Annotated in this window: 14 protein-coding genes; 7 read left to right on the top strand and 7 right to left on the bottom strand. The window is 44.1% G+C overall.

Annotated features, from left to right (window positions below; translation table 11 throughout):
* Nucleotides 1-70: 70 nt before the first annotated feature.
* Nucleotides 71-520, bottom strand: coding sequence for an energy transducer TonB (locus ACVBJC_RS16800; RefSeq protein WP_447162061.1), 450 nt, complete (start codon nucleotides 518-520; stop codon nucleotides 71-73).
* Between the two features lie 344 nt (nucleotides 521-864).
* Between ACVBJC_RS16800 and ACVBJC_RS16795 the strand changes: the two genes are divergently transcribed.
* The 3 genes from ACVBJC_RS16795 to xthA are packed head-to-tail and all read left to right on the top strand — an operon-like array spanning nucleotide 865 to nucleotide 2,533.
* Nucleotides 865-1,410 (top strand): septation protein A, encoded by a 546-nt coding sequence (locus tag ACVBJC_RS16795; RefSeq protein WP_447162060.1) that lies wholly within the window; start codon nucleotides 865-867, stop codon nucleotides 1,408-1,410.
* Nucleotides 1,410-1,709, top strand: a complete 300-nt coding sequence (locus ACVBJC_RS16790; RefSeq protein WP_447162059.1) for a YciI family protein — start codon at nucleotides 1,410-1,412, stop codon at nucleotides 1,707-1,709. Before ACVBJC_RS16795 ends, ACVBJC_RS16790 begins: the two co-directional genes overlap by 1 nt.
* A gap of 17 nt (nucleotides 1,710-1,726) precedes the next feature.
* Nucleotides 1,727-2,533: an exodeoxyribonuclease III gene (xthA, locus tag ACVBJC_RS16785; RefSeq protein ID WP_447162058.1), complete on the top strand. Its 807-nt coding sequence runs from the start codon at nucleotides 1,727-1,729 to the stop codon at nucleotides 2,531-2,533.
* 72 nt (nucleotides 2,534-2,605) lie between these two features.
* Here xthA and ACVBJC_RS16780 read toward each other — a convergent pair whose 3' ends face one another.
* The 3 genes from ACVBJC_RS16780 to ACVBJC_RS16770 all read right to left on the bottom strand — a co-directional run bounded on the left by ACVBJC_RS16780 (nucleotide 2,606) and on the right by ACVBJC_RS16770 (nucleotide 5,654).
* Entirely contained in the window at nucleotides 2,606-4,060 is a 1,455-nt protein-coding gene (locus ACVBJC_RS16780) for a methyl-accepting chemotaxis protein (protein WP_447162057.1), read from the bottom strand.
* Between the two features lie 108 nt (nucleotides 4,061-4,168).
* On the bottom strand, nucleotides 4,169-4,657 hold the full coding sequence (locus tag ACVBJC_RS16775; RefSeq protein ID WP_447162056.1) for a DUF1097 domain-containing protein: 489 nt from the start codon (nucleotides 4,655-4,657) through the stop codon (nucleotides 4,169-4,171).
* Between the two features lie 352 nt (nucleotides 4,658-5,009).
* Nucleotides 5,010-5,654, bottom strand: a complete 645-nt coding sequence (locus ACVBJC_RS16770; RefSeq protein WP_447162055.1) for an MBL fold metallo-hydrolase — start codon at nucleotides 5,652-5,654, stop codon at nucleotides 5,010-5,012.
* A 296-nt stretch (nucleotides 5,655-5,950) separates the two neighbouring features.
* Between ACVBJC_RS16770 and ACVBJC_RS16765 the strand changes: the two genes are divergently transcribed.
* Both ACVBJC_RS16765 and ACVBJC_RS16760 read left to right on the top strand, forming a co-directional pair.
* Nucleotides 5,951-7,252 carry an alpha/beta fold hydrolase gene (locus ACVBJC_RS16765; RefSeq protein WP_447162054.1) on the top strand — a complete coding sequence of 434 codons (1,302 nt, stop codon included), beginning with the start codon at nucleotides 5,951-5,953 and terminating at the stop codon, nucleotides 7,250-7,252.
* A gap of 219 nt (nucleotides 7,253-7,471) precedes the next feature.
* Entirely contained in the window at nucleotides 7,472-7,666 is a 195-nt protein-coding gene (locus ACVBJC_RS16760) for a DUF4250 domain-containing protein (RefSeq protein ID WP_447162053.1), read from the top strand.
* A 66-nt stretch (nucleotides 7,667-7,732) separates the two neighbouring features.
* Here ACVBJC_RS16760 and ACVBJC_RS16755 read toward each other — a convergent pair whose 3' ends face one another.
* Nucleotides 7,733-8,791 carry a UDP-glucose--hexose-1-phosphate uridylyltransferase gene (locus ACVBJC_RS16755; RefSeq protein ID WP_447162052.1) on the bottom strand — a complete coding sequence of 353 codons (1,059 nt, stop codon included), beginning with the start codon at nucleotides 8,789-8,791 and terminating at the stop codon, nucleotides 7,733-7,735.
* A 641-nt stretch (nucleotides 8,792-9,432) separates the two neighbouring features.
* Here ACVBJC_RS16755 and ACVBJC_RS16750 point away from each other — a divergent pair.
* Nucleotides 9,433-10,326 (top strand): LysR family transcriptional regulator, encoded by an 894-nt coding sequence (locus ACVBJC_RS16750; protein ID WP_447162051.1) that lies wholly within the window; start codon nucleotides 9,433-9,435, stop codon nucleotides 10,324-10,326.
* Nucleotides 10,327-10,595: 269 nt separating this feature from the next.
* On the top strand, nucleotides 10,596-12,467 hold the full coding sequence (locus ACVBJC_RS16745) for a methyl-accepting chemotaxis protein (RefSeq protein ID WP_447162050.1): 1,872 nt from the start codon (nucleotides 10,596-10,598) through the stop codon (nucleotides 12,465-12,467).
* 95 nt (nucleotides 12,468-12,562) lie between these two features.
* Here ACVBJC_RS16745 and ACVBJC_RS16740 read toward each other — a convergent pair whose 3' ends face one another.
* Nucleotides 12,563-14,617: a glycoside hydrolase family 97 protein gene (locus tag ACVBJC_RS16740; protein WP_447162049.1), complete on the bottom strand. Its 2,055-nt coding sequence runs from the start codon at nucleotides 14,615-14,617 to the stop codon at nucleotides 12,563-12,565.
* Nucleotides 14,618-14,722: 105 nt separating this feature from the next.
* Nucleotides 14,723-16,807, bottom strand: coding sequence for a hypothetical protein (locus ACVBJC_RS16735; RefSeq protein ID WP_447162048.1), 2,085 nt, complete (start codon nucleotides 16,805-16,807; stop codon nucleotides 14,723-14,725).
* Nucleotides 16,808-16,845: the final 38 nt, after the last annotated feature.

The following is a 16,845-nucleotide window of genomic DNA, read 5'->3' as shown; positions in this document are numbered from 1 at the left end:
GCTTAATTTGTTAATATGCCGTCACCCTAACCTTGAGTTAGGGTGACGTTTATTGCGGCATAGGGTAAGTTTAGCCACAATTCAATTTCACTTGACGCTGACACTGCGCTGCAGAGTCCTCAGCCGATTCAACCCCAAGACAATAATCGAATCTTAACACCCGCTTTTCAGCTATCGCCGTTTGCTGCGGTTCTATCTGTTGCCAACGCCAACGTTTAATCAGTTTTTTAGAATACTTACCCAAGTGCTTATTCGGAATTGAGCTTACTACTTCAACATTTTCAGTCGTTCCATTTTCAGTAATATCAAATGACAAAACGGTGCAACCTTGAACTCTAGCTCGAGCAAATTCTATTGGATAGTTCGGTGCATTAACTTCTTCTCGATGCCAGGTTTTCGGCGTATCCATGGAAATATCAGTCTGCAAAACTTCCCCATAAATGCGATTCTCGTTGCCCATTTTGGCGTAACTCATTTGCGGAAATAACAGTAATAGCACCGTGCATCCAATTAATTTCATATACATTCCTTTGTGTAACTTTGAGCTTAAGGTGATAATCTAGGCTACATTACTCAAGAGCAAAAAGCATTCTTTCTAAAATAAAGTTCCGATACAGCTTTAACCTTGATCTAATAGATTGCCAATAGAATTATTCAAAATTTTCAGCGGTAACTTCAACTCGAAATAACCTTAGCATTATTGTAAATAGCTGTTGACAAGATTAATCTTAATATTAACCACTTCACAGAGCTTATAACCCGGTTGCTCAAGCTTACTTAAGCTATCGGCTATCACTTTTTCCTCGCAAGCTTGCATGCTACACTCAGCCTCACTTTTATTAATTTTTAAACTGACACGCCCCTATGAAACAGTTGCTCGACTTCTTACCTCTTATTATCTTTTTTGCTGTTTATAAATTTTTCGACATCTACGTTGCCAGTGGCGCGTTAATCGCGGCAACTGCGCTACAACTTATCATCAGTTACATGCTATATAAGAAGCTTGAAAAAATGCATCTTATTACTTTTGTCATGGTAACGGTATTTGGCTCGCTAACACTTATTTTGCACGATGATTCATTTATCAAATGGAAAGTCACTATAGTCTATGCCTTGTTTGCCATCGCACTGGGTGTAAGCCAGGTAATGAATAAGCCAATTTTAAAGAGTATGCTCGGAAAAGAATTGGTTGTAGAAGATAAAATATGGGCGCATGTAACCTGGTATTGGGTTAGCTTTTTTGTCATTTGTGGCCTGGTTAACATCTATGTTGCTTTTAGTCTGTCACAAGAAACCTGGGTTAACTTCAAGGTATTCGGTTTGACTGCGCTAACACTTATCAATACTGTGTTAACCGTCCTCTATCTGTTTAAAAACATGTCTGAAGAAGATCGTAAGGAACTCAAATAATGTGGTACATGATTTCATCGCAAGATATTGAAAATAGTCTAGAAAAACGTTTATCTGTCCGTGCAGACCATTTAGCTCGCCTGCAGCTTCTTGCTGACGAAGGTCGTCTGTTGATTGCCGGTCCACACCCAGCCATTGACAGTGAGAATCCGGGTGAAGCAGGCTTCACAGGTTCGCTGGTTGTCGCTGACTTTGCTTCACTTGAAGATGCACAGTGCTGGGCCGATGCTGACCCATATATTGCTGCAGGTGTGTATGAAAGCGTTATCGTTAAGCCATACAAACTTGTATTGCCGTAAATAAAAAGGACTGACAAGTGAAGATTGTTTCATTTAATATCAATGGATTGCGAGCTAGATTACACCAACTTCAAGCACTCATCGACACTCATCAGCCCGACATTATCGGCCTGCAAGAGACAAAAGTGCACGATGAAGCGTTTCCTTTGGCCGATGTAGAGGCTATGGGCTATCACGTCCATTACCATGGCGGCAAAGCCCATTATGGTGTAGCTATGCTATCAAAAGCAGAGCCAACAAAGGTTCAAAAAGGTTTCCCTACTGATGAAGAAGACGCCCAGCGTCGTATGATAATGGGTACCTTTGTGCAGGAAAATGGTCGTCCACTCACAGTGCTCAACGGCTACTTTCCTCAAGGCGATAACATCAGCCATGAGACTAAGTACCCAGCTAAGCGTAAGTTCTACAAAGATTTAATGCTGTACCTTAATGAGTATCACAATGCAGATGAAGACATTGCTATTATTGGCGATATCAACATCTCTCCTGTCGATCTCGATATTGGTATTGGTGAGCCTAATGCTAAACGCTGGTTAAAAACGGGGAAATGTAGTTTCCAACCAGAGGAACGTGAGTGGCTAAAAACACTGATGGATTGGGGTCTAGTCGATACTTTCCGTGAACTTCACCCGACTCGCAGCGAGCGCTACTCTTGGTTCGATTATCGCAGTAAAGGCTTTGTCGATAATCGCGGCCTACGTATCGATGTGGTCTTGGCAACGAAATCTTTGGCTCAACGCCTAACTGAATCAGATGTGGATTATGATCTACGCGGTATCGAAAAACCGTCAGATCACGCGCCAATCTGGAGCACCTTTAGTTAAAAACCAAATTGGTTCCTCACAAAAAAGCCAGCAATCTGCTGGCTTTTTTATGATTAAAATAAAGGAGTTAGCTTAATTTTTTACCAAAGTATATTGACCTAAAATCTGTTCAAGTCCTTTTGATGAACTCGCTAAGCTGCTGGCCGAACTCACCGAGCTTTGCGCGGTTTCTTTAATTATTTCCGCTTGACCGCGAATATCATTCAGTTGTGTTGAGATCTCACGAGAGGCTGCACTTTGCTCTTCTGACGATGCTGCAATTTGTGAACTCATATCAAACACAATACTGATTGAACTGGCCATACTGTCAACGTCATGGCCTACTGATTCGATAGCTACACGACCTTTGTCAGCTTGTGAGACGATCTCATTTGTAATGTCTGACAGCTTACCCGTGCCCATTTGCAAGCCCTCAATCATAGACTGGATCTCAACCGTTGCTTGCTGTGTGCGGCTCGCTAACGTGCGAACTTCATCTGCAACAACGGCAAAACCTCTACCTTGCTCACCTGCACGAGCAGCTTCAATGGCTGCATTTAACGCCAGTAAGTTAGTTTGCTCAGAAATGCCGTTAATCGTAGTCACCATTGCACCAATTTCTGTTGCTGCATGGTTTAAGTCCTCTACTGACGCCGATGCTTCAGAAATTTTGCTCGTCAGCACGCCTATACGGGTTACCGCTTCAGCGATTTGAGTTTGACTATTAGCCGCTTGCGCCGCATTTTGCTGAGTTTGCTCAGAGGTATTAGATGCACTATGAGACACCTCCTCCACCGCAGCCGTCATCTGCGACATGGCTACAGCTACAGTATCTAAAAACTGATGCTGAAAATGCGTCAACTCTTCACTGCGACTCGCTTGCTGGGTAAACTCGTCAGCTGCATTATTCAGGGTTTGAACATTGCTTGAAATCGCCTGCACCATTTCACTCATGTTATCGGCACTTCTATCAATTTCACGGGCGATAAGGCTGAAATCATCTTTACCGAAAAAGTGAAGTCTATGGGTTAAGTCACCATCAGCAAGTCGCTTAATCGCCATGTACATATCCCATAGCCCGCCACCTAATGATGTCGACACCCAATAACTCAAAAGATACAAGGGCAGTAGCCCAACAAAGGCCAGCAGTAGCATTAGATTAGCTTGTGAAAGTGCCTGCTTCTCCCAGCTCCCTACATGCACTTGTTGACTTAGCGCGCTGCTACCCACTTGTGCACTGACTAAAAGCATATCACCACGGCGTGAAGTCGATAGCACATTGCTAACTTCAATTCCCGCTTTTTGTGCAAATTTGCTCAGCGAACTGCCTGTAAGTTGTTCTGCATTAGCGATATTGGCATAAGCATCAATGCTTGATTGTGCGCGTGCCAATGAGGTGGATTCGATAAACTGCTTACTGTGATGATAGTTTGTTAATGCGACGGTGACACTGAGCAGTGTCACCATAGTACAAAGTAGCCAAAATTTGCCATTTAGACTTAATTTGATCAACAGAGCGTCAATCTTACGGAAATTAATCTGTTTCATTCTATCTTCCCTTGGCCAAAGCCACCCTCAAGTACGGTCCGGCTCTTCACCGAACCATAGAGGTTACTATTATTATATTTATTGATGTACCGTAAAGCAGACTGTTTGTTAAGACTCATTGGCCTCAGCTGTGACACTACCCTGCATTTTCTTGGTTAAACTGATCAATTGGCCAGTAAGTAAACTCATGCAGTAACCGAGTACCGCGCCCAATAGTAATGGCGGAATGATGGCAGCAATATCGGCACCCATGGCAAAAGTGATACAACAGCCAATAAATGCGCCGGGGATAAATGCCAGTTTTTGATGGCTAGCCTGCAAGCACATTGCTGCCGTTGCGATCCCCGTTAAGGTGTAACCCAGTAATGGCGAGACAAAGAAGCTGCTCCCTGAAATAATTAACCAGCCCCAGAAAACCCCAGAAAGATTGGTAGCCATGGCCATCAACATGCCTTTTACGCCGGCATGAGTCTGGGCAAAGAAGGTGCTACAGCTTAGAAAACCTATCCAGGTAACAAGATGTAGTACATCTGCCACACCGGCCCAAATAGCTGCAAGTAATCCTGCTGAAATAGCAATCTGCCAACGATTTTCCATAGCTTACCTCTTTACCGTTAACCCACTTACAGCAAGTGAGTTACTATCAGGTGATCTAAATTACCTTTTTTATATGTAAAAAAACACGATCTAGCGCCAATTATCCGGTTTGCTTGCCGATAAAGTGCACAACAAGCCCAGTTTTGTAGTAAAAAAACTAATTTAACGCTACAACAAGGTAAACAAACAGACCAATATAAAATATTCAAAATATGGCTTATGCCTTAGGCCTTGGTTGTAGTCTGGATGAAATAGCCAATAAAAAAGCGCCTAAAGGCGCTTTTCAACTCGGTGATATTAGACCGATTGCAAAGTAGAACTGACTCACGCAAACAACAAATTGATGCTACCGTTAGTCAAATAATTGATCGGCAACAAATGGGTTTTGTACTCGTTCATCCCCAAACGTGGATAATGGACCATGGCCAGGAATAAACTGCACATCATTACCCAAAGGCCAAAGCTTTGTCGTTATCGACTCAATTAAATCTTGATGGTTTGATAATGGAAAATCGGTTCTGCCGATAGAACCTCTAAACAAAACGTCACCGACCCAAGCTGTTTTACTGTCTTTAGCAAAAAACACCACATGTCCTGGAGTATGACCCGGGCAATGGATCACATTGAGTACTTGCTGACCCACGCTAACCTGGTCACCTTCTTCAAGATATTGTGTCGGTGCAAAGGCGTCACAATGTACAAACCCAAAGTGCTGACTTTGTTTCGGCAAACTGTCGAGCCAGTAGTCGTCAGCCTTATGAGGGCCAATAATAGGCACATTCAGTTGATCCGCTAATAATTTTGCCGCACCAACATGATCAATATGACCATGAGTCAGTAATACTTTTTCCACCACCACTTTGTTTTTAGCAGCTTCCTCTAGAATACGTTCAATATTACCACCGGGATCGACCACAGCCGCTTTCATGGTTTGCTCGCACCAGATTAAACTACAATTTTGCTGAAATGGGGTGACGGGTATTAACTGATACTTCATCGATAATCACCTAAGGCTCTATGTTTCGCTGTGAATGAATAAAGATTACGCCATGTTGGGCTTTTCGACTATCTATTATTAGGATATTTTGCTCTAACGCTCACAAAATCTGCATTAAATTTTTGCCCCATCCTAACTCCGTTTGTCGCTTTATCTTTCCTGCGGGATAAACACTGCATTGGTCATAATTTTTGGTATACAATCGTCAACACTCATTCGCTGTCAGTTCAGTGCAAAACTGACATAGCAATCCTAAGTTATAACCTAACAAGAACTCTTTATAAAAGGTCGACTCGATGACTTCTGAATGTTCAGCCCAACTCACTCTTGCAGGCATGATTGCCCGTAAACATCAATTTCGTTTACCACTTAACTATCAAGAACCTGATGGCGAGCAAATTTCAATATTTGCCCGTGAGCTCTCAAGTCCAGACAATCAGGGTAAAGCCTTACCTTTTATTGTTTTCTTTCAAGGCGGACCTGGGTTTGGCGCCGTGCGCCCCGCGGCGAATGGTGGCTGGATCAAGCGGGCTCTTAAAGAGTACCGCGTGTTGCTTCTCGACCAACGAGGTACAGGCCTTTCAACGCCAGTAAGCTATGCCAGTTTGGCGCATCTGTCTGCCAGCGAACAAGCCGAATACCTGAGCCACTTTAGAGCCGATAATATCATTCGCGATGCTGAGTCTATCCGTAAACGGCTCACCGATAATGAGAAGTGGACCATTCTAGGACAAAGCTTTGGTGGTTTTTGTGTACTTAAGTACTTAAATGATGCGCCTGAAGGCTTAACTGAAGCCTATATCACGGGTGGCATTCCGTCACTGACTCGCAGTCCAGATGAGGTTTATCAAGCGACCTACAAACGGGTACTTGCAAAAAACCAAGACTTTTTTAAGCGCTTTAGCGATGCACAAGACTTGATTAAAAACCTAGCCTGTCATATCCAAGCAAACCCAGTAACCTTAGCCACTGGCGAGCGCCTTACTGTCGAGATGTTGCAGCTGCTCGGGATCAATATTGGCATGGAGCAAGGCCCTGAGAGCATCTATTACCTGCTAGAGCAGGCGTTGATAGAAACGGCATCGGGTACACAAGTTAATCCGCTGTTCCTCGCGCATTTTTGTCAGTTGCTTGATTACAACACCAATCCAATATTTGCACTGCTACATGAGTCTATCTATTGCCAACAAACTGCGTCTAACTGGGCCGCTCACCGAGTGAGAGCGGAGTACCCTGAGTTCAACTACAGCAGCGAAAAGCCTTTCTTATTTACCGGCGAGATGATCTACCCATGGATGTTTGAGCAGTTTAATAACCTAAAACCCCTGCAACAAGCATCGAAGCTTCTGGCACAAAAACAGGATTGGCCAACCATTTACCAAGCCGACACACTTGCAAATAATCAAGTCCCCGTTACCGCTGCTATTTATAGTGAAGATATGTTTGTAGAGATGCAGTACAGCCTAGAAACCGCTGTGAAAATCGGTAACCTTAAGTATTGGCTGACTTCAGAATATGAACACAATGGGATTCGAATGGATGGTGAGCACATCCTCGATAGATTAATCACAATTAATCGTGAGGAAACGCTACGTTAATTAATAAACACTTAAGCTTGATGGAACATTATGTAATCTGTTCCTCACCTGTATCACTTTCGCAAGCCTTATTAAGGCTTGCTTTTTTTTGCCTCATTTTGTCGAAGCCCCCTCACTCTATATCTGTATTGGAAAATCTGCCATTAACGGCACATACTTTTGCTATGACCCTAAATTGTTGCCCCTTAACTTGTGAGCATATGTGCTTAAGGTAAATAGATGAACAGTGATAAACTCGATACGCTACCTGGCGAGATCTTAGTCGGCATTGCTAATGAGCACCTACGTTTAAACTGCAAAGACCGCCAGGCGCTGTTTTATGATCTTGATATTGCAAGTGAACTACTAGAGCAAAAATTGGCTGCAAGTGGCTTTGTGTACGACAAAAATTGCAATCAGTATAAGCCGCGTTAACTTAATATCGATTTACTTACTTCTCTATTTACCTATTTATTTATTTACCTGCTTGGCTGCTTGGCATTAATTGCAATCCAACGTGTAGTGGGCCCCACTAGCATGCCGTAGTCGCATTGCCGCCTGCTCTGGGGTGATATCACGCTGAGTTTCAGCCAATAACTCATAGCCAACCATAAACTTTTTAACGCTAGCGCTTCTAAGTAATGGCGGATAAAAGTGAGCGTGCAGGCGCCATTCTGTATGTTCACAGCCATCAAATGGTGCGCCCTGCCACCCCATAGAGTAAGGAAATGAACACTGAAATAGATTGTCGTAGCAGGTTGTTAACAGCTTTAAGATCTCCGCTAACGAGGCTTGCGTAGTGTCGTTTATCTCTGTCATACGCTGAATATTAAACCGAGGTAATACCAAGGTTTCAAAGGGCCAACCCGCCCAATACGGCACCACCACCAGCCAGTCATCATTACTCACCACAATCCGCTCTTGCCGCGTTAACTCTTTCTCGACGTAATCAGCTAATAAGTTACTGCCGTACTGCTTCTCATACTCCAATAAATTTCGCTGTTTTGTCTCTATTAAACTGGGGAGCTGTTGCTGCGCCCACACTTGTCCATGAGGATGCGGGTTAGAGCACCCCATCGCAGCACCTTTATTTTCAAAAACCTGTACCCAAGCATAGTCTTGCCCAAGGTCAGCAGTTTGCTCACGCCATGTATTAATGACCCGCTCAATTTCCGGAACAGATAACAAAGCAAGTGTTTTAGAATGATCGGGGGAAAAACAGATCACTCTGCTTTCGCCTCGCTCGGTGCTAAATTTAAATAGCGGATCATCAACACTCGCTTGCGGCGTATCGGGCACTAAAGCTGAGAAGTCATTTTTAAACACGAAAGTGGATTGATAGTCAGGATTGGTTTCGCCGTTAACTCGAATATTACCTGCACATAAAAAACAGTGAGGATCATGACTTGGGGACGCTGAGAGAGCTGGCGCTTCAACCTGTCCTTGCCAAGGACGCTTTGCACGATGAGGAGCGAGTAACACCCACTGAGATGTTAATGGGTTATATCGGCGATGAGAGTGCTCGCTAGGATCAAAATGTACATGGGGTATTTGCGTCATGACCAAGAATAATAGTAAAGTTTAAATACCCTATGCTCAGCTAGTTAGGCTTAATAGTCATTCCTAAAAAGGCGCATTTAGCTCCTAAAAAACAGCTCTGATGATTATCTCAGCGCAAATAACGTATCGGCTCAATCGAGGCAGAAACGCTACGCAATAACAGCACCTGCATGCGACTAACCAGATAACTAAATTGATAACTACCTAGATAACTACCTAGATAACTAAACTAATCCTAGCTAGCACGCTTGTTAGAGTGTCGCACTGAAATCTTTCATTACAGCGCTTGCGACTATAGCCGAGCCTCAATCAATAAATTCAAACTAGTGCTAGAGCTACAAACTACAAACTACAAACTACAAACTACAAACTACAAACTACAAACTACAAACTACAAACTCTTATACAGCTAAAGACTCAGTTAAAAATTTAAAATGATTACACTTCATAATTTTAATAATATTACGTTATCATTAGTTTGTACTTAGCCAACTAACATAGCGGTCGCCTATCTACTATTCACTCGGTTAATGATTAGCATTCTATGAGCTACATTCAAGCAACTATATTCAATTGACAATTAGTATTCGGCGCACCAAGCCAAGCTCAACGCAAAATATACATCAAGGTCGGAGATCTTTATGCTCAATCCAATTTGGTTAAAAACATTTAAAACACTGATAGATATTGGCCATTTTACTCAAACGGCTGAGAAATTGTACATGACTCAGCCTGGTGTCAGTCAGCAGATCAAAAAGCTTGAGCAAGCTTGTGGCCATTCCCTTATCAAACGTATTAATAAACAGTTTGAAATTACCGAACAAGGGCGTCAGGTCTACGAATATGCGCGAAAAGTGGCGGCTCAAGAAGATGAGTTGCTAGAAAGCCTAGATTTTGATGATCCCTATTCAGGACAATGCCGTCTATCGTGCTCAGGTGCTTTAGCGCTGTTATATTATCCCAAGTTGCTAACCCTACAACAGCAACACCCTGCACTATCGACCTATATCGAAGCGGCGCCAAACTATAAAATACTTAAAGATATAACCGAAGGAGCTGTCGACATAGGCGTGGTCACTCAAATCCCTAGCGTAAGTGAGTTCCATTATGAAGCGATAGGCCATGAGCCCCTTTGTCTTATCATGCCAAAACAGTATCAAAATACAGTCGTTGATACTCAATGCCTATTGCAATGTGGTGTTGTAGCGCACCCTGACGCTGCGCACTACCTATCACGTTATTTTGACCAATGCGCAAATCCTGAGTTTTCAGAGCTCAATATTGAGACTTTACCTACCACAAGCTATGTCAATCAGCTAAGCCAAATCCTTGTGCCAATCTCTCAAGGACTGGGGTTTACCGTACTCCCAAAAAGCGCATTTGATAGCTTTGCAGATAAAGAACTGCTGTATGTCCATCGCCCGCATTCTGCCGTGACTGAGCCCCTTTACTTGGTTTATAAACGCAACCGTGAACTACCAGCACGTTACCACGCCGTACAAGCGCTATTACAATCAAGCCACAAGCACTCATAGCACTGGCAATTAAAGTCTGAATTTATGCTTTATGTGCTAAAGATGCTGTCAAGCCGTTAAGTTTTATTTTCGCCCCTCCTTTATATAAAGTGTTAAACAGGTCTAATTGTGTAATTTTTTTACACTATTAGACGCTTCACGCTATTTACTCTTGGTCTTATATGCGAAAATAGCTAAAACGAGTAGTTAACTTTCAGTTAACGACTCATCAGAGCGCTAGTGTCCCTACCAGCCTGAACTTCACCTAACGTGTAAAATTAGACCTTAATATGAACTCCTATTCGCTCAAGAAAAAGATACTTATCTCTGTTGTGTTAGCCTTTTCCATCGTAATTGGACTGCTATCATGGCAAAGTTTTTCCAGCCAAAAGCAGCTACTACTGCAAAGCAGCGCTGACCAGGTCAGGCAGCTTGGCGAGCAGCAAGCGGCTCGAATTGATGAATGGCTAGCCGATCGTCAAACCATTATTAATGCTACCGCGACAAAAATTGACGGTGATAGTTTAAATGTACTGCAGCAGGCTCAACTTTCGGCCCCTTTCGAGCTGGCGTATTTCGGTTCACAAACGGGATTAATGCTAGATTCCGATCCGAATATCGACCGTACAGGCTATGATCCTCGTAGCCGTGATTGGTATAAGCAAGCCATGGCTAAACAGCGCCCCATCTTAACGAAACCTTATATCGATGTAGCCTACAATATTCTAGTGGTGACAATGGCGCAGCCTGCTAAAGGTGGCGTAGTCGGTGGCGACTTATCGATTGCTAGCCTAGTAGATAGCGTTAACAACATGAAATTGCCTGCAAAAGGCTACGCCATCATGATGCATAAAGATGGCACTGTTATCGCTTATAAAGACCATGCAAAAGCCATGGGACCCATACAAAATATTGACCGCGAGCTTAATGCTCAAATTGCGTCTAAAAGTCGTCAAGCGGGTAGCTTGTTACCGCTTTACTTTGAAAGTGAGGGACGTGACAAGTTACTTTGGGGCTCTGAAGTCCCCAATACTGATTGGGAGCTTATTTTTGTTCTCGATAAAGAAACCTTGGAAGCACCGCTAAGCAAATTACTACTGACCCAACTTGGGTTGTCAGCACTTGCGCTGCTTTTTAGTGTACTTGCCATCTCGTGGTTCTTAAGCATTCTGCTCGCGCCATTGAGCCGCGTCTCCCAAGCACTAGCCCATATTGCTGACGGTAATGGCGACTTAACCCAGCGTATTGAAGTGGATACTCAGGATGAAGTCGGTGTGTTAGCCACAAGTTTTAACCGTTTTGTAAGCAGCCAACACCAACTGATAAGCCATATTCGACAACTCGCCAATGAGTTAGATAGCGATGCCCAACACAGCTTAGTGACCAATCAAACCACGGTAGACGAGTTACAACGCCAGCAACAAGAAGTGGCTATGGTTGCTACTGCCGTGACAGAAATGGCCAGTGCTACCCATGAGATCGCCGCCAACGCAGAAAATACCGCAACTGCGGCGCAGCAATCTGCCACCAGCAGTGAAGAAGGCAAAGACTTAGTCGACAAAACTCGCGGCACGATTAATTCGTTAGCAAACGAAGTCGGTGAAGCGACCAATGTGATTGGCGAATTAAATCTTCATGCACAAGCTATCTCAGGCATCTTAACAACCATTCAAGGCATTGCTGAGCAAACTAACTTATTGGCATTAAACGCAGCTATCGAAGCCGCTCGCGCGGGTGAGCAAGGCCGAGGATTTGCCGTGGTTGCCGATGAAGTGAGAGTCTTGTCACGTCGAACTCAAGACTCAACACAAGAGATCTACACCACTATCGAAACCTTGCAAAACACCACCAAAAAAGCGGTGTTATTAATGGAAAGTAGCCAAGGGCTTGCCAGTGACAGTGTTACTGATGTTAATGCCGCGGCCCATGCACTAGAGGAGATCACTCAAGCGGTTAATGTGATTTCAGATATGGCAGGCCAAATCGCAACTGCAGCCGAGGAGCAAACTCAGGTGACTAATGAAATCACCCAAAACACGGTAGCGATTAAAGATGTGACAGATGACATTACTGAGTCAGCATTAGCACATCTGGATCAAGCGCAAGCACTAAAAGATAGAGCCGACAACCTCAACTCAAAGGTCGCAACCTTTATCTTGTAAACGCTAAACTGCGATAAATAGAGCGATAAAAGGGAAGCCTAATCTGTTAATGACACAGCTAGCGCTTCCCTTTTTGTTTCTAATACATAAACTGATTAACGCGGCGTTAAGTGCGCCACCCATCCACCACTGGGGGCAAGGGTAATATTTATTGCACTCTTTGCTGTCACCGTTTCAGTCTTAGTTTGATAATCACTGCCATATTTATCGGCGTTATTGCCATCGGCGAAACTGCTCATCTGATATTGCTGTGACTCGTTCAATCCGAGCAAACTCAAGTCCAAGGTAAATTCGCGTGGCCTTGAGTTACCCATTACACCGATAAACCACTGTTTACCTGAACGCCTTGCGATAATAATGTGATCACTTATTTTGGCAGACAATACCTTAGTTTCATCCCATACCGTTGGCACACGGGTGATAAACTCAGTGCTTTCGTGTTCACGCAAATAATGAGACGGTGTATCTGCGAGCATCTGCAATGGGCTTTCAAACACCACATACATCGCCATCTGGTGCACTCTTGTGGTTTTACTCATTGGACGATTAAAATTAATCCTGAAATTATCGGGTTGAGCATTCACCATCGCACCAGGAGTGTAATCCATTGGGCCCGCAAGCTGGCGGATAAACGGCAGAGTTAAGTTATGCTCGGCGGTGATGTAATCGGCCCATTTATTATGCTCAAGACCACGCACGCCTTCTCGAGTGATCACATTTGGGTAAGCACGGCGTAGACCCGCTGGCTTATACGAGCCATGAAAATCGACCAAGAGTTTATGCTTAGCGGCCTGCTCAGCAATCTTCCAGTAATAGTTGACCATGGCTTGATCGTCTCGCTGCATAAAGTCGACTTTTATGCCCGCAGCGCCCCACCGCTCGAATAGTGCTAATGCCTGCTCAAGTTCATTGTCTAACGTCTTCCAGATCACCCAGAGGATCACATCGACGTTTTTACTCTTACCGTAGGCAATAATCTCTTTAACATCGATATCATCGACAACATTTAACACGCTGTCTAAATGATGCCATCCCTCATCCAATACTATGTACTCGATGCCATATTTGGCTGCAAAATCGATATAGTACTTATAGGTCTGAGTGTTAATCCCGGCTTTAAAATCGACGCCAAACACATTATTAGCGTTCCACCAATCCCACGCCACTTGCCCGGGTTTCACCCATGTAGGGTCAATCGCTAACTCGTCTGCTAATAAGTACGACAACTCGTTAGTGAGCAAGTCAGCATCAGCTTGGCTAATGGCAAAAATTCGCCAAGGAAATACGCCCGCTTTAGGTGCAAGCTCTATCGACTCTCTCTTAGCGAGATGGTCTGCGCGCTTGAGGATATTCTCATTTCTATCAGAGTCTTGTTTAAGTTCACTATCAAGCACGACATTGGCAAAGCGAGCGTTAAAGCCTAATGCGTTGCTGCCTTCAAGCCATAGCCCCGGGTAATCCCTCAAGCCCGTTTCGGTAATAACGAGTTTAATACCTTTGACATTGATACCGGCATCAGCGTCAACAAGCAGCGGCAAGCTAGCAAACTGCTCAGGCGTAATTTCAGATAACTTTTTAGGTAAGTACAAACGTTCATTATGGCTAATAAAGCTGGATTCTTCGGGAAACAGTACCGAATGATCAGCAGCAAAATTAATCCCTACCGTTTCAGCCATCACCACTAGCTCTCCCCGCTGTTCAGTGCTAAAGCGGTAGGCTAAACCTTGATCAAAGAGCCTAAAAGTGAGTGTAAGCTGGTTATCAAAAGTGAATGCCAATTGATTGTATTGCTCATGTACCCATTTAGACTTTTGCTGTACATGGGGCTGTAATTGACGATCGACACTCGTTCGCGCCATATCAACAAGTTTTGCCTTAGATAAATTAGCCTGCATGCCTTGAATCACTATGTCGGCGACGGCATCTTGCAAAACGGGCTTACCGGATACGGTTAATGAGTAATGAACTCCTGATTCAGCGTCTTGAGAAACACGTAATTGCAGTTGCCCATTGGGTGAGGCTAAGGTGTATGCCACCGTGTTTTCAGCGGAATGAGCTAGATTAGCGGCATTAACCGGAATCGATAGCACAAGGGGAAAACTGGCAATAAACAAAAAAAATGCTGCAAATTTATAGGGATGGATAATCATAGCGGTCTCGTAGGCAAGCTTGAGTCAATAGAGTCGAAGGGGAGTGCAAAGCCTTATGGTGATGAGGTTAAGTCATTACGACTTAACCTCATCTGTTTACCGTCTTTATAGGCTAACGCTGATAGGTGATTGTCCGTCCCAGTTAATCTGCTGCAACTCACCTTGCTGCTGCTCAATGGTGATGCTAAAGCCTTTATCTGCGTCTTGAACACGACTCACACAGACATCGAAATTACTCTCAAACGCGCGAATATGCTTCAAGCACATATTATTCCAGCCTGAAGGTAAATAAGGCGCGACGTCAAAACGTTTAAAGCCTGTTGGCTCAATACCAAAAATCCCCTCAGTGACGACTCGAGCATAGAGCGCACTCTCAGCAGATAGATGGCGCTGGTCGCCTTCAGGCCAAGCTTCTACGGCGTAAGGTACATGCTCGCCGAGCAAACGCTTACGTGAATAATACTTAAAGTAGCGCATTGCCGTATCGGTCTCTTGAGCCGCAAAAATACCTCTAAACGCATAGAGTGTTGCTCTATCCCAGAAAGTCTTATTGCCCGCCTCACTGTAGATCCCATCTTCACTCCACAGCTGCTCCGATAATACCGCCGCTAAGGTTTGATCTTTGCGGTCAAAAATTCCAAATGAAAATGGCAGTGCAATCCAAGCTCTTAACTTGTCGTTACCTTGATAGTATTGGTAAGTATCGAAGCCTTGAACATTTGCACCGAAGTAAGTTTCGATATCTTGTGCCAGCTTCTTGGCTCGTAACTGGTAGTCTGTGGCAATCGCTGTACGCCCAAGCTCCTCATTTAAATAACTCGATGAGATCAGCGCGCCGTAAGTCAGCATATTGGTACTTAGGTTAACATCACCTGCTGGGAATCGCCCTTCTAGCTCGTCGCTATCCGATGCAATCACCCCCTCGCTTGTTTGCTTGCCGTAACTAAAGTCGATACACCAATCGATTAAAGGCAGTAGCGCCCTAGCTTGCTCTTCATCGCCATAAGCCAGTGCAAATCGGCTTGCACCGTAGGCGATCATGGCGCAGTCTCCTCTATCGCCAGCACCGTTCCAGATATCATCCCCCTCGGCAATAATAGAAGATGGAATGGCTGTGCCGTCATCATTCATAAAGCGAGCAAAATGCTCGAAACTATTAATTGCCGATTCATTACCGACTGCATTGCCTAAAAATGGAAAGAACGGGTTGATATATTCAGCCTGATCGTTAGCCCAGATAGCGGCGTAATAGCGACCGCCTCCTGGCGCATGCATCAAACCGCCCTTAGTTCTAAAAATGGATTCTGCGCTACGAATTTTGGCGAACTCAAACATCTTGTTGATGTTTTCATCGGGGGTGACTAATTGAAGGTTGTTATGCAAGCTCGTCACATAGTCTTGACGCAGTTCAAGTTCTCTTGCAGCGTCAAACTCGCGATTTTGCCCAGCTTTAGTGGCTTTGAATTCTAGGTAAACCGTTAATGTCTCACCCGCTGCTAATTCAAATACTCCGGATTTGTCGCTAGCCGCTTCTATACGATAACGACCATATACCCCATTTTCAGCTGGAGTATCAACGCGGTAATCGAGCTCGCCAATGCTCAGTTTTACGCTTTCATTGCTAGTATTACCAAAGGTCAACGCTTCAACCATTACTGGCAGAGTCGTACTTGGTGACAAGATACGAGTCAACTCAACACCTTCAGCAATAAGGCTTGTCAACGACAGGCGCCCATCGATACGAGCCTGTTTAAGCTTCTCTTGCGTAATACTCTGCTCATTAACGGTAATAGACGGCGAAACAGATAACGGAAAATCATGAATAAGACTCGCATGAGTATCATTTGGAATGGTGCGCAGCATAGGCCACACCAGCTTTCGCGTTAAGCTCAAGTTCCCGTTAATATCGCTGCCATAATAGATAATGGCAGATGTTTGTTCGCCACTCATCTCGATATGATCTTCATGGCTATCTTGTACATCCCAAACCAAACCATTGTCAGTTAACTGCCAGCGGTCCGTTAAGGTCGCGGCTAAGCCATTTAACACTTTGTTGTCTTGTACTTGCGCAGCTGCGGGCAATACGTCAGGTTGTCGTTCAACATTCGCATTACTTGCAGTTTGAGAGTCATTGGAACAGGCAGATAATATGGCAATAGCACAGGCTGAGGTGATAAATAGCTTTTTCATAAAACTCTCGTATGTTTTGCGTTATTCAAGTCAGTTTA

It is taken from the genome of Shewanella sp. 0m-6 (genome assembly GCF_052977325.1).
The sequence above is the reverse complement of the archived record's forward strand: the minus strand, read 5'-3'. Positions and strand labels throughout refer to the sequence as shown.